The organism is Aquimarina algiphila, assembly GCF_947494415.1.
Lineage (GTDB): Bacteria > Bacteroidota > Bacteroidia > Flavobacteriales > Flavobacteriaceae > Aquimarina > Aquimarina algiphila.
This window is the reverse complement of sequence record NZ_CANLVC010000012.1, coordinates 147,728-163,287: the sequence shown is the minus strand read 5'-3', so window position 1 is coordinate 163,287 and position 15,560 is coordinate 147,728. Positions and strand designations below refer to the sequence as shown.

Annotated in this window: 10 protein-coding genes; all 10 read right to left on the bottom strand. The window is 32.8% G+C overall.

Annotation, left to right across the window (positions count from 1 at the left end):
• Positions 1-2,009 (bottom strand): PorP/SprF family type IX secretion system membrane protein (locus tag PQF96_RS26960; protein WP_271770063.1); only part of this gene is annotated, 2,009 nt, incomplete at its 3' end.
• A 4-nt stretch (positions 2,010-2,013) separates the two neighbouring features.
• The gene (locus PQF96_RS26955; protein WP_271770061.1) at positions 2,014-4,068 is read right to left on the bottom strand and encodes a T9SS type B sorting domain-containing protein; all 2,055 of its coding nucleotides are present in this window, start codon (positions 4,066-4,068) and stop codon (positions 2,014-2,016) included.
• Between the two features lie 541 nt (positions 4,069-4,609).
• On the bottom strand, positions 4,610-6,697 hold the full coding sequence (locus PQF96_RS26950; RefSeq protein ID WP_271770059.1) for a T9SS type B sorting domain-containing protein: 2,088 nt from the start codon (positions 6,695-6,697) through the stop codon (positions 4,610-4,612).
• A 301-nt stretch (positions 6,698-6,998) separates the two neighbouring features.
• Complete coding sequence (locus PQF96_RS26945) at positions 6,999-7,571, bottom strand: OmpH family outer membrane protein (RefSeq protein ID WP_271770057.1); 573 nt, start codon at positions 7,569-7,571, stop codon at positions 6,999-7,001.
• Between the two features lie 229 nt (positions 7,572-7,800).
• Complete coding sequence (locus PQF96_RS26940; RefSeq protein WP_271770055.1) at positions 7,801-8,652, bottom strand: class I SAM-dependent methyltransferase; 852 nt, start codon at positions 8,650-8,652, stop codon at positions 7,801-7,803.
• Between the two features lie 48 nt (positions 8,653-8,700).
• Positions 8,701-9,165, bottom strand: a complete 465-nt coding sequence (locus tag PQF96_RS26935; protein WP_271770053.1) for a hypothetical protein — start codon at positions 9,163-9,165, stop codon at positions 8,701-8,703.
• Positions 9,166-9,216: 51 nt separating this feature from the next.
• Positions 9,217-9,696: a hypothetical protein gene (locus PQF96_RS26930; protein ID WP_271770051.1), complete on the bottom strand. Its 480-nt coding sequence runs from the start codon at positions 9,694-9,696 to the stop codon at positions 9,217-9,219.
• On the bottom strand, positions 9,696-11,567 hold the full coding sequence (mnmG, locus tag PQF96_RS26925; protein WP_271770049.1) for a tRNA uridine-5-carboxymethylaminomethyl(34) synthesis enzyme MnmG: 1,872 nt from the start codon (positions 11,565-11,567) through the stop codon (positions 9,696-9,698). The genes PQF96_RS26930 and mnmG overlap by 1 nt, the downstream gene beginning before the upstream one ends.
• Before the next feature lie 96 nt (positions 11,568-11,663).
• A complete protein-coding gene (ybeY, locus tag PQF96_RS26920; RefSeq protein ID WP_109436241.1) occupies positions 11,664-12,083 on the bottom strand; it encodes an rRNA maturation RNase YbeY in 420 nt (139 codons plus the stop codon).
• The gene (locus PQF96_RS26915) at positions 12,076-15,480 is read right to left on the bottom strand and encodes a DUF4175 family protein (RefSeq protein WP_271770047.1); all 3,405 of its coding nucleotides are present in this window, start codon (positions 15,478-15,480) and stop codon (positions 12,076-12,078) included. The genes ybeY and PQF96_RS26915 overlap by 8 nt, the downstream gene beginning before the upstream one ends.
• Positions 15,481-15,560: the final 80 nt, after the last annotated feature.

The following is a 15,560-nucleotide window of genomic DNA, read 5'->3' as shown; positions in this document are numbered from 1 at the left end:
GCCAATCGCTTCTCTTCTGCTAATCGTGCTGCCTCTGCTGCTGCTTCATCAGCTAATCGCTTCTCTTCTGCTAATCGCGCTGCCTCTGCCGCTGCTTCATCTGCCAATCGCTTCTCTTCTGCTAATCGTGCTGCCTCTGCTGCTGCTTCATCAGCTAATCGCTTCTCTTCTGCTAATCGTGCCGCCTCTGCTGCTGCTTCATCTGCCAATCGCTTCTCTTCTGCTAATCGCTTCTCTTCTGCTAATCGCACTGCTTCTACACGTTCAATTTCTCTTTGTGCAGCTAATCGCTCTTCCTCCTCTTTTTCCTCTGCCACCACACGCTCAATTTCTTTTTGTGCAGCTAATCGCTCTTCTTCGGCTTTCTGTTCTGCTTCTACACGTTCAATTTCTCTTTGTGCAGCTAATCGCTCTTCTTCAGCTTTCTGTTCTGCTTCTACACGTTCAATTTCTCTTTGTGCCGCTAATCGCTCTTCCTCGGCTTTCCGTTCTTCTTCTACGCGTTCAATTTCTCTTTGTGCAGCCAATCGCTCTTCCTCGGCTTTCTGTTCTGCCTCTTCTATTTCTAACTGCTTCGCTGCAGCAAGACGTTCTTCTTCTTCTTGTTGTTTAGCAGCTTCTGCTTCTCTTGCAGCTTCTTCTGCTGCTATTCTTTCTTCTTCTGCTCTTTCGGCAGAAACTTCACGTTCTACTTCTCTTTGTGCCGCTAATCGTTCTTCCTCGGCTTTCTGTTGTGCCTCTTCTCTTTCTAATCTTCTTTCTGCTGCTAGACGCTCCTCTTCTTCTGCCTTCTTCTTATTAAGTAATTTTACCTCTTCTTCTCTCTGTAATTCTAATTGTCTTGCTGCTTCAGCTTCTTTTTCCCGAGCTTCTGCGATCGATCTTTCAAGTTCATTCATCGCCTTTTGCTCCTGGCTTCGAGAATCGCCTTTTTGCTCTTGTAGTTCTCTTATTAATTTATTTTGTTCTAAAATTTCTTTTTTCAATCTTCTTATCTCAGAATCTCTTGCTTCATATGCTTTTTGAGTACCTGTTTTAGATCGACTATTTCTTCTTCTTGGTTTTTCTCTTTCAAAATTATAAGCCAGACCTACTTCATGAGTAGCTCCAAAATTACTGGTGTCACCAAAACCTGTTTCATAAGTATATCCTACAGAAACATTCGAAGTGATATTACCTCCAATTCCAACTGAGGCCCCATAAAAACTATTATATCCCGCTTGAGCCCATCCTAGTGCCGGTAATTCTACAATCACATTACCTCCATACCTTAAATTCGAATCTCCACCCGTATCAGACAGCATATTAACATACCCCATCCCTCTTATAAGCTTATCTGATCTTCTTTCTAAAGGTCTTGTATACATAACATGACCTCTAATAGCCATATTGTCTGTAAGTAGTTCACTAGATGTAAGATTGTATGCAACAAGATTCGCTGCAGAAACTCCAACATCAAAGTCTAAGTAATTAAAGTTAACACCTGGAGTCAATTGAAAAACAGAGCTGTTTTCAAAATTAAGAATGACAGGATCACTCACTTGGACACCATTATTTAATATTGTACTGGTAGCAGAATCAATATTAGATTTAATCCCGCTTTGAGAAAAACCGAGATTCATACCAAAAGTAAGATTCATATCTCTATCTAACTCTACATTATATGCAAAGTTGGCAATACCTCCAAAGTATCTATAAATACCTTCATTTTGCTGATGTAATCCAATAGAAACTCCTATTCTTTCATCAAAGTTTGCCGTATAATTGATAAGATATGTTTGTGGGTTATCATTAAATGATGCCCACTGTGTCTTGTTATATATATTTATTGATTTTTTATTTTCACGCACCAAAGAAAAGGTAGGGTTAAAATAAAATCGATTATATTTCACGAGATTATTGGTAGGAATATCTGTAGGAAGTACACCGTAGGTAATAGTATTTTCATCCTGTCCTTTAAGAAGATTAAAGGATATACATATAATTATTAAAAGTAATTTTCTGACCATAAAACTATCTCATTACCGTTATTGATCCTTTTCTGACTACGGAATTATTTTTTGTTATTATATAATAATAAATAGGATCTTGACCTGAGGATTTTGAATTTTCTGCCGGCCAGTTATTCTGATAACTTACCGAATTAAAATCAACCTCTCCTCTAGAACTATAAATAATAACTTCTACATCTTGTTGATTAAAAAGTGAACTTGGTAATAACCAATTGTCGTTAATACCATCACTGTTTGGGGTAACTATATTGGGTATGATCTCAGAACTACCCGCTACATCAGAAATTGTAATTATCTCAGAATCTATAACACAATCTAACAATGTAATTCTCACAAAATATTGTCCTCTGATATCTGTTACTATTTCACTGGTTCCTTGTCCAGTTATAGTCCCGTCACTTGTAGTACCATCTGTTATTGATTGATTTTCTCCATCCACAACTCTAAACCATTCATACATATAGTTATTACTTTGCTGCACACTCAATGTGGTTGTTTCACCAAAAGGAATAAATGCCGGTGAAGCATCAATTACAACTACATCTGACAAGAATTCTACTGTTAGTTCATTTGATCGAGCTGTATCAAAAGAAGTACCTCTTAATGTTGCTTCTAATGCATATACTTCTCCTATGTTATCTTGGTCTACTGTTAGCGTTGTTTCAGTTACTCCTGTTGATTGAGTTCCTAAGAACCATTCAAAGTCAAATAGAGCATATTGTTCTGTAGTAATAGGAACTTCTAATCCTGTAGCAGTAATACCAAATAAATTTTCTAATCCTAAAGTACCCGTGTCTGCATCACAATCTAACAAAGTTGAAATCTGAGTTCGAAAACCAACTGGTTCGAAAACCTCGGTGGTGGCATCCAAAGTATCCATACAAACATCATTTGCAAATAAGCTAGCAACATAAACTCCTGGATTAGTTACATCAATAGACAAAGCTCCCGGATCTGTAATCGGAAGCGTGGGTTGAAAAACAATTCCATTCCTAAACCATTGGACTGTACTACCTGCGTCTGGAGCATTAGTTGTAATCGACAACGTTAGCGTAGGTTGCGTGGGCAATAACATGATCAAGGGAGGTGGTTGGGTCAAAATATCCGAACCTAAATTAATTACTTCGACAGGATCTGTAGTTACCGAACACGTTTCTGTACCAATCACATTAACTGTATATATACCTGCAAAATTACTCTGCGGCAAATTCAATAAAAAATTATCACTATTAGGAATCAAAACGCCGTCTTTAAACCATTCATAGGTAAATCCGGGATCAGTTACACTTGTACTTAATACCTTAACATCACTAGGGCAGAATTCTTGCGGCGAAGTTTCATTAATTCTAACCGTTGTAGTATTAAAATCTATAACTTCTACAGTGGCAGTATCAAAATTAAAAGCAGGATTACAACTTCCAAAATTTACTTGCACCATATAGGTACCTGTTTGGGTTACGTTTTCTAAATTTGGCCCTGATTCTCCAGCAATGACAGAACCATTAAACGTCCAAATATATTCTGGAAAATCATTTGGTAATGTAGTTAGAGTAGCAGATTCGCCATCACACAAAGCAACCGTATTAGCTTCAATATTAGAGCCAGTCAAGGTAACTCCTACAGAAAAATCAAAATAATAAATAGGAATATTTTCTCTAACCGCACTCAATGTACCTGTTGCCGGTACGCTAATTCTTAAACTATAATTCTCTCCTCTAGATTCTGTTGGAATTGGAAATGAAGGAAATTCAATATCTCCACCAGGAGGAATACCAATAGGGGTTGTGAATCTAGCCAAAACTGCAGCTGGGTCTGCAAAAACACCATCTTCATCAGATAATTCTAACACAAATTCGGTCCCGGCATTAAATAAAATATTGGCTTGCGCCACCGCTTCTCGATTGGGTGTATTTTGATTAACACAAAGTATATTTGCCGTAGCTCCACTAATTGAAAATAAGGGTGCAGAGATATCCTGAGCGTCAGCTTTCAGTGAAGAAAATAGAAAGCTGGTCACAATAGCAATTACTGATATTAGGTTAAGTTTTTTTTTCATGACATCACACTTATAATTTAAGGTGAATATGCAATATTAACTTTGCGATTTGGGGCGCTTGTTAATAATATTGTTAATATATTTTTTACCAAGACATAAAATTATAAATTAAATGTTTATATCAAACTAAAATTTCATTTTTTTTTGTAATAATTTTCTGACCTTTAGATTATTGCTTAATATTACCCAAAGTTAACATCATCTTAAAAGACACTTCAATATACATAAAAAATTGTTAATCAAAGCATTGGGTCAATATAAAAAATCGTTATGCAGCAATAGAAAAGGTTAAAATATCCCCTCTTTTGCGGTTAAAAAACAGCAAAAATTCAAAAATAATGAGACAAATTCCCGTTGTTTTGATACATTTTACACAAATAAAATACACCGAAAAAGGCAACTTTTTTCGATGAAGTGTAAAAAAACTATTGAAGTTGATTTGTTAAAAAGACGTCATATTCCCTTAAAAAAAGATTTATAATTCAAGGAAAAACAATATCATTTTAACACTTTATATCCCCATAATTTCACATATAAAATTTTATCTCATTACGGTTATCGATCCTTTTCTGACTACAGTTTTATTTTTTGTAATCATGAAATAATAAATAGGATTCTGACCTAAAGAACTCGAGTTTTCTGATGGCCAGTTATTCTGATAATTTTTTGAAGTAAAATCAACTTGTCCTTTTAAATTATAAATAATAACTTCAACATCTTGTTGGTTAAAAAGTGAGCTTGGTAATAACCAATTATCATTAATGCCATCCCCATTAGGAGTCACTATGTTGGGTATAATTTCAGACGTTCCTCTCTCATTAGAAATTATTATTGGTCCAGAGTCTATTACACAATCCGACAGTGTTATTCTTACAAAATACTCTCCTGTAGCGTTAATTTCTATAGAATTTGTCCCCTGTCCACTTACAATATTGTCGCCATTAACAACTATTTGATTTTCTCCATCAATAACAATAAACCACTCGTAAATATAAGAGGTACTTTGTGGGGCGCTTAAAGTAATTGTACTTCCGGGAGGAAGAAATGACATTGAAGGTGTAATTTCAACAACTTCGGATAAAAATTCTACTATCAATTCATTTGATCTTGCTGTATCAAAAGAAGTCCCTGTTAGAGTAGCTTCTAGTGCGTATATCTCTCCTATATTGTCTTGATTAACACTTAACGTCGTTTCTGTAATTCCCGTGCTCTGGACGTCTAAAAACCACTCAAAATCAAAAAAAGGATATTGTTGTATAGTAATAGGAACTTCTAATCCTGTAGTAGTTATACCAAACAAGTTTTCTAAACTTAATATTCCTGTATTATCATCACAATCCAACAAGGTCGAAATTTCTGTTCGAAAACCAACAGGTTCAAAAACTTCTGTAGTTGCTGTAAGTATGTCTCCACAAAAATCGTTTGCAAATACCTCTGCAAAATAGACTCCAGGATCACTCACATCAATAGACAAAGCTCCGGGATCAGTAATTGGAAGCTTTGCTGTAATCGGAACCCTTCCTGCACCAACCATTCTAAACCATTCTATAGTACTACCGATAGAAGGTGCATTAGTTGTTATTGATAAGGTTAATATTGGTTGCGTGGGTAATAACATGATCAAAGGTGGTGGTTGAGTCAAAATATCTGAACCTAAATTAACCACCTCTACAGGTTCTGTAGTTATAGAACAAACATCAGAACCTATTACTTCTACTGTATACACTCCTCCAAAATTACTTTGTGGCAAACTTAATATATAACTATCTTCATCAGGAATCAAAACCCCATCTTTAAACCATTTATATATAAAATTAGGATCATCTATATTCACTTCTAACATCCTGGGAGCACTTGGACAAAATTCCTGCAAAGCAGGTCCTTTAATTTTTATCTCAGTTGTATCAAAATCAAAAACCCTTATACTGCTACCCGAATTAAAGGCAAAAGAACTTGTACAACTACCAAAATCGATACGTACAAAATATAAACCTTCTTCTGTTATGTTATCCAATATTGGTCCAGATTCTCCTGGGATAATATCTGCATTATCAATATTATCACTATCTGGATTCGCATTAAAATACCAAATATATTTAGGTAAATCATTAGGTATAGCTTGTAAACCAATAGATCCTCCATCACATAGTACATTAGAATCTATTTTGTTCACCACAACACTGTTAGGTGTGTCAAAAAAATAAATAACAATATTTTCTTGTACAGTTCCTATTATATTATCCGCGGGTACACTCACTCTCAAACTATAGTTTTCACCACCCAAGTCTATTGGAATAGAAAATAAAGGGAATTCTATATCACCTTCAAGAGGAATATCAATAGGTGTGGTAAATCTTGACAATACTTGAGGAGGATCAGAAAAAACACCATCTCCATCTGATAGTTCTAATACGAACTCTGTACCAACAGTAAAAAACATTCCCGCTTTTGCAATTGCACCGCGATCTGGTTGTCTATCTGTAATACAAAGCTTTTGAATAGAAATAGGTGTTCCATCGGTACCTATAAAAATAGGTTTCTCGATTTTTTCTTGAGACATAACTTTAAATGAAGAAGATATAAAGCAGGTCATGATAATAAATACCATTAGGTTTTTAGAGTATTTCATATTAGAAGGTTATTCCTACAAATTTAAACTCTAGAGTGCTTTTAGGGCAGGGCGCTTTGTTAATGTTTTGTTATTTAACAAAATACCTAACTAATTGATTATCAGGTGTTTAAACATTTATAAAGAATTAAAAACAGGAAAGATACAGGAAAGATAAATATCGATAAAACAGTATAATTAATAGACATAAAAATTAAAAAACCGTAAATAAAATATATAAAAAGATGAATTATATATAATAAGAAACAAAAAACCCTCACTGAGATTTCAGTGAGGGTTACATTATAATATTCTATTGAGACTACTCTTTAGTCTCAGTTTTTGTTTCTACAGCAGTACTATCTTTATCTTTATCTTCTACACTTTCTCCACCATTTAATTCCTCAAGAATCTTATCTGTAAGATCTAATTCTTCTTTACCATAAAGAATAACCTTGCTAGCATCTGTATTTCCATAAATATAGGTATATCCATTTTTCTTACCATACTCTTCTACATAATCCATCACTTTATTAATGATAGAATCTATTTCAACCTGACTACCTTGTTGGATCTGCTGCATTTTGGCTTGTTGTTCTTGTTGCAGGCCTTGTTGTTTAGCCATTAGTTCTTGCTCTTTTTTCTCTCTATTAGCCTTGGTCATAGATTTCTGGATCATCTGGTATCCTTGTACTTCAATCTGAAACTGTTTAGCTTTTTCCTCAAGTTCTGCTCGAACTTCATTATTACGTTTTGTCCATTTTTCCTGAGCTACTTTCATTTCTTTAAAATCAGAAACAACTTTAGTGTTATTAACAAAACCTGTTTTCTCTATTTGTTGATTACAAGAAGCAAAAATTAATACCGCCCCCGCAATCCATAAAAATTTTTTCATTTTTCAAAAATTTAGTTCTGAGCAAAAATATCAAAGTTCGAGTGATGTTATTCATTATATCTCCTCAAAAAAATACTATATAAGAAAAAACAATAGTGTGTATGATTTCAATCCAGAAAATCTATTAAAAACCATCAAAAATAAGACGTTTTAAAGCGTTTTTGAAAAAAAACAATACAAATACATGTTGTTTGTCTCAAAAAAGCAGAAAAAACACTTAAAATAGAAATTACATATTTTTTAGCACATAAATATGAGAAGAATATTCGCCTGATCGATTTCCTTTACCGTTTGAACGTAATCCCAACCAAAAGGCTTTGAAAAAATTCATTTTACCATTTTTATATTTTTCTGATAGCAGCGCAACATAAAAAGAGTCAAATTTCATTGGCAGTGTTTTTTCAAGCATTAAATCGTTCTCTTCAAAAAGTTTCTGTATTGCTGTTTTAGAAAAATGCCAAAGATGTCTTGGCACATCATAGGCAGCCCAAAATGATTTATAATAGGTTGCATCGTACGATTTGAAATTAGGGACAGCAATTAGAATAACACCATTAGGTTTTAGAAGACGCTTTAATTCTATAATTTGAGCTTTTAGATCAGGTATGTGTTCAAGAACATGCCACATAGTAATTACATCAAAACTCTGTGGTTCTAAGTTTGTAGTATTTGATCTTAATTCAATTCCCTTTTTTCTTGCTAACTTCTTTGCTTGATCATTTGGTTCTACTCCCTCAACCTTCCAGTTCTTTTTTTTAGCTGTATTTAAAAAATCTCCTGTTCCTGCTCCAATATCCAAAAGCATTCCAGATTCTTTACTTAGCTTATTAATAAGGTTTACTTTTTTGTTTAGAGAATAGGTTTTAACAATATGATATAATCTCTCAAAGAGAGATCGTTTAGCATCTGTATGAGAAATGTAATCTTCACTTTCATAATATTTATGTAAATTATTTTCATTTGGTTTTGGAGATGTAATCAACATATCATATTCTCGATCATAAAGTAATTGGAATTTTTCTCCAGAAACTGTGTGATCCTTACACTCGATAAAAAAATCTAACACTTTTTGTTTATTCATTTATAATAATAATGAAAATTTAAAATCAATTCTAGTTTTGTTTAAAATTTACTCTTTTGACGTATCATAAACTTCAACTTGTAAAAGCTCTCCTAAATCATTAGCGATTTTTAAAGCTTTGTTATAGTCATCTAATTTCAAAACTGTAAAGTGAGTATTGTCTTTAAAAAATCTGACAACCCATTTTTTAAATCTAGTTTCATCTCCATCTATTTCTTCACGATGAACAAATGAGGCATTAAAAACAGAAATGTAATCTGGAAATTTTAACTCTAGTTTAGATTTCCAAATAATCAATCCAAAAAACAGATATAACTCTTCATTCATGAAATCTTTAGTAATCTTAAATGCTTTTGTATATCCCAACCAAATCAATCCCATACAGAAAAATAAAACAGTTGTAAGTAAAGAAGATTTTTCAAACCAAAAAGAAAGAATAGCAAAAATCATTATAAAGATCGAAAACAATTTATTAGGTATTGTTTTGGGCTCTTTGCAAATTATACTATTCATTATCTATTTTTCTTTGTTGTATACGTTGTCATAAAAATGTTCCACGTGGAACTATTTTTTAATCGTATCATATATTTCTACTTCCAAAAGTTCACTTAACTCATGAGCCACCTTTAAAGCCTTCTCATATCTTTCTGTTTTATAAAGAGTAAAATTTTTGTTTTTGGTGAAAAAACGAACTACAATTTTACTATGCCTTTCTTTCGTTCCAATTGCACTAACCGTACCCCATTCATTATCCAAACTAAAAGAGGCAGAGAAAACAGAAATATAATCTGGAAAATCCAAATTGAGTTTTGTTTTTAAAACAGGAAAACCAAAAACTGAGAAAAGTTTTTGATTATTAAAATCCTTATTAATTTTATAAGAAACAGAATATCCAAACACAATTAATGAAAAAAAGAAAAAGACTAATCTAGATAAAATTGATTCTTCTGTATAGAAAAGAAATGCAATAGAAACCAGCAAAACTAAGACAGAAAGAATTCTTCCTTTTATAGGTTTTTCTTGTTTACAAAATACACTCTTCATTATCTACCCATATAAACTAAAAGCACAGAAATATCACTTGGAGAAACTCCACTTATTCGAGATGCTTGAGAAACCGTTGCAGGTTTTATCCTTGACATTTTTTCTTTTGCTTCGAAAGACAAAGATTTTAGTTTAGAATAATCAAAGTCCTTTGGGATTTTTAAATCTTCTAAACGATTAAGTTTATCTGCATTATTTTTTTCTTTCTCGATATACCCAGAATACTTAACCTGAATTTCTGTTTGTTCCAGAATCTCTTTATCCAAATCATTCTCTTTAATATACTTTGTTATCGTATCAAAATGTTTAATATCTTCTAAAGTAATTTGTGGTCTAGAAAACAACTTAAACAATTTTCCACTCTGATGTATCGGAGAGGATTTCTTTTCTTCTAAAACCGGATTTGCTACTTCTGGAGAAACACTAGTATCTTTAAAAAACTGAACAAAATCATGTGCTTTTTTCTCCTTTTCCTCCATTCTCCTCATTCTTGAATCTGAAGCCAAACCTATTTGATGAGATTTTGGTGTTAGTCTAAAATCAGCATTATCTTGTCTCAGAAGCGTTCTATATTCTGCACGAGAAGTAAACATTCGATATGGTTCTTCTGTTCCTTTAGTAATTAAATCATCTATCAAAACACCAATATAAGCTTCACTTCTTTTTAAAATAAAAGATTCTTCCTCTTTAACTTTTAGTGCTGCGTTTATCCCTGCCATTAATCCTTGAGAAGCTGCCTCTTCATATCCAGTGGTTCCATTTATTTGTCCTGCAAAAAATAACCCAGAAACTAATTTTGTCTCCAACGTATGCGTTAACTGTGTTGGTGGAAAATAATCATACTCTATAGCATAACCAGGTCTAAAAAACTTTACATTTTCAAAACCAACTACAGATTTTAAAGCTTTGAACTGAACATCCTCTGGCAAAGAAGTTGAAAATCCATTTACATATACTTCAACTGTATTCCAACCTTCTGGTTCTACAAATAATTGATGTCTATCTTTATCTGCAAAACGATTAATTTTATCCTCTATAGAGGGGCAATATCTCGGGCCTATACTTTTTATTCTCCCATTAAACATTGGAGATCGATCAAAACCTTCTCTAAGCAAATCATGAACTTCTAAAGAAGTATATGTCATATGACATGATCTCTGCTCTGTTAATGGCCTAGTTAAATCTGTATAACTAAATTTTTCCGGATTATCATCTCCAGGCTGTTCTATCATTTTGGAATAATCCAAAGATCTTCCATCGACTCTTGGAGGTGTACCTGTTTTCATTCTTCCAGAATCAAAACCTAAATCAATCAATTGTTCTGTTATTCCAGTCGCTGCTCTTTCACCTGCTCTACCTCCTCCAAATTGTTTTTCACCAATATGAATTAATCCATTCAAAAAGGTTCCATTAGTAAGGACAACAGTCTTTGCTTTTACTTCAATTCCGAGAGAAGTTCTCACTCCTTTTATCTCACCATTTTCTACCAAAAGACCGCTAACCATTTCCTGATAAAAATCTAAATTAGGCGTCTGCTCTAACATCAATCTCCAATCTTCAGCAAAGCGCATTCTATCACTTTGTACCCTTGGACTCCACATTGCAGGTCCTTTTGATTTGTTCAACATCTTAAACTGGATCGCTGTACGATCACTTATGATTCCGCTATATCCACCAAGCGCGTCAATCTCTCTTACAATTTGTCCTTTTGCAATTCCTCCCATAGCAGGGTTACAACTCATCTGCGCAATATTCTGTAAATTCATTGTAATTAACAATGTACTACAACCTAAATTTGCGGCTGACGCCGCAGCTTCACTTCCTGCATGACCCGCTCCAACCACTATAACATCATACTCCTTATCAAACATAATTTCTATTCATTTGTTCCACGTGGAACACAATTTTTACTTATTTAAATCGAATGTTCCACGTGGAACATTTCTTAAAATATTATTCAAAAACTATTAATGTTCCACGTGGAACATTAATAGTTTTTCATTTTCTTTTTGTCTCATAACAGCTTTCTCTTCCTCTGTTTTATCCTTATATCCGCAAAAATGTAAAACCCCATGAATTAATACACGTCTCATTTCTTCATCAAAAGAAACACCAAAATCAACAGCATTCTCCTTTACCCTTTCTACAGAAACAAAAATATCTCCGTTCAACTGATTACCCATTCTATTATCAAAACTAATAATATCAGTATAGGTGTCATGGTTTAAAAAATCCTGATTAATTTTTAGTAGATATTCATCATCACATAAGATAAAATTAATCTCACCTTCTGATTTATTTTCGGATGAAATCACCTGACCAATCCATAAGGAAAGAGTTTCTTGGTAATTAAGTTTAAAGTCTGTTTCGTAAAAGAAATTAATCATTGTCTTTATTAAAATACTCTTGTACCTTCTGTTTATAATTTTGCCGCAAAGGTAATACTTGTCTATTTAATATTTCAGTAGTATTAAAATATTGTTTAGCCTTCTCTAATTGACTAGCTTCTTGGTTACCAAACTGAACCTGATTCGTTTTACTTTCTCTCTTTTCTTCTTCTCCCTGTTCTAATGTAGCATCTTCTAACTTTAATAATTCATGTTTAAGATCCAACATTTTTCCAAGGGTTTTTTCATTAAAACCTTTCTCTAATAACTCCTGTTCGACCTGCTCCATTTTCTTAAGTAAGGCACTTCCTTTCTTATCTCCTATTCCTTCCTCCTTAATTTTATCCTGCAAAGCATTTCTTAATTCTTGTTGTTGTTTATAAATCTCATATAATTCTCCATTCAAATCCTCTCTTAATTGTTCAGATTCTCCCTCTCCATTCTCACCATTACCATTCTTCTTTTTTCCGTTTTCTCCTTGTTTATTACCGTTTCCTTCTCCCTTGTTTTGTTCTCCATTTTCTCCCTTTCCTTCTTTTCCTTCACCCTTTTTTCCTTCACCTTTTTCCTCACCCTTCTTTTCACCTTCCTTCTTACCTTTCTCAGTTCCTTCACCCATTTTCTCATTAAGCTCTTGTTGCTTTTTTATAATATCTGGTAACTGAAATTCGTTCTTACCACTTTTACCTTTACTTCCTGAAGCAGACATACTGTTCTGCATCTGGTCCAAAGTTCTACTTAATAAATAAGCTAAATCATTAGACCCTGTTACCGTGTACTGCTGATTAGCGGAACCTTGTACAACTTGATTTTCTGCTAAACGCTCCAACGATTTATCTATATTAAATTCTATGTCTGTAAGCTTTTGGGTTACGCTTTCTGTGATCTGTGGTGTACGTAAAGCCAAGGCATAAAGACTATCATCAACATGAATAAAGTTTTCTCTCAAAACACTTTGTCTTCTTAGCTTTGTAGAATAACTAGGGTTATCCATATTTATCCCTTTAAATTCCTTCATCAACCCTTCCTGTGCAATAGAGAAATCAACAAGATTATCTAAGATTTGTCTAAGCATTTCCATATCTTCCTGTTGTTGCTCTCCTCCCGCCATATTCATCTGCATTTTCATCCCATTACTCATTTGCTTCATTTTCTGAGCAGCACTTTTCTGATTATTCTTAGCTTCAGGTTTATTTTGTTTCTCTAGATTATCGCTCGCTTTTTGTTGTTCTTCTTTTATATCATTTTCATCCTCTTTCTTCTGATCTAGATTCATTGGTTTCTTTAATCCTTCATTTTCCTTTCTTAGTTCATCCATCTGTTTTTGGAATTCCTCAAACTCTTTATTTATTTCTTCTTGTTTTTCCTTTGTATTTTCTTCATCCTTTTTTTCTGATAATTCTTCCTGCTTTTTAGACAACTCGTTCAATTCATTAGTCAATTTTTCATGCTTTTCTATTACGTAATATCGCTTTGTTAACTCTAAAAGCTGCTCCAAATTTTTCTTTAGATTTTTATTTTCCTTTCCAAGTTCCTCTAATTTTTTTGTCAATTCCTCCTTCTGAATTTTATCTGCTAGCCTCTCTATTTCTTCCAGAAGTTTTTCATTCTTTTTAAGCTTTTCTTCATTACGTTCTAGTCTTTCCTTAAGCGCATCCTTGAAAGGTTCTTCCTCTTCTTTTTTCTCAAACTGTTCAAGGTTATCTTTGAGTTTCTTAGAAAAATCCTGCATCATCTTCTCCTGTTGTTTTTGTCTTTTTAGAAAATCCTCAAGTTTTTTCTTATCATTAAAATCTAATCTTTTCTTTTCTTTCTGAGTTTTACTAAGACTTTTTAACACCTTTTCTTGTTCTTTAAACTTGTCGAGAGATTTATTTAATCCAGAAATCGCTTCATTTTGTTTTTGTAAAAGTGAGTTTTCCTTTTCATCTTTTGTGAGTTGTCTAAAATTAAATACCTGGCTTTTTGTGCTTTTATAATTATGTATAGCATCATTATCAAAAACTTCAAAATAAAACTCATAATTGACTCCTTCTTTCAAATCAATCTCAGCTGGAAAAGCGTATATAAATTCATCAAAAACCGATTGGTTAATATCTAAATTTTTAATTTTTTTATCAGTAGCATTTTCTGCATCATAGTATACCATTCTCAGTTTACTTAAACCGTAATCATCACTTATTCTACCAAAAAAATAGATCGTTTGATTATCTACAGTATCTTTTTCTGATTTTAAATTCAACTCAGGATATTGATCTTTTACCACATTAAGATTGAAAGCCAAATTATCATAATGTTCCACGTTTTGATTTGAGGTAGTGATCTCATAATCCAAGTTAGCATATATTCTTTTTTGATAAGAAAAACTAGTCCCTTCCTTCAAAAGAGAAACTATAGAATCTTTAGTTTTTAACTCTACCCTGTTGGTGTTTCTAGTATGTACAATCCAATCCACTTTGGTTCCTTCTGGTATAGTTGCATTACCAGAGCTTTTTAGAACTTCATCTTTTTTTCTTGTATATCCAGGATAATCTAATTTCATTTCAAAATTCAATAACGCAGGAATAGGAACAACAGAAAGATTATATGGAATTGAATTTACATCATTAGCACTTATCACAAATTCTAAAGATTGCTTAGGCTGAATGAAAGTATATTCAAATTCACCTACACCAGTATTTTTAAGAAAATATACTTCATCATTATATGTGATTGTAGCATTATCAGGAATAACATCTCCTGTTGTTCTTACTCTAACAACAAAATCCTTGTTTTCGAAAGCATTTAAGTCATTATTTACAATAAAAAATCTAAAAGGAGCTGGCGGCTCATACGCAACTTGATAATTTACCACTCTATCGTAACTATCTGAAATCCAGCTAGTTTTATTAAAAACAAATAATATTAAAAAAATCACTACCGGTATGGCAGCATATCTCAAGTATTTGATGTTTTTCTTAAAATTAATAGCCAATTTAAATGGAATTGGTCTTAATTCACTAGATTTTTGTTCAATACTCGCCAACAGTAACGACGATGAAGATTCATTCTCACTAAGCTGAAGAAGATTAAGAAGTCTATCACTAACCTCTGGAAAATGATCACCTATTATTCCCGATGCTTTTTCATAATCTATACCTTTAGTCAATCTAAATAATCTAGCCAATGGTACAAGTATAAACCTAATAAATAAGCTAAGCTCTACCCCTACAAATAGCCAAAATAATATGGTCCTGCCCAAACTGCTTAACCATAAAAAATTCTCTATCAATAGAGTCATTAAAAAATAAAGAACACCTATTGAGAAAAAAAGGATAATACCTCGTATCAGTTCATTAACATAATATTTCTTTATAAACCTTTCTAATTTTTCTCTTATGAATTGAAAATTCTCCATATTTTAAGCCTTCATTATGCATTAACCTCTAAATCTACAATTTTATTTTCAATAGAATTGTTATATTTATGATAATTCAA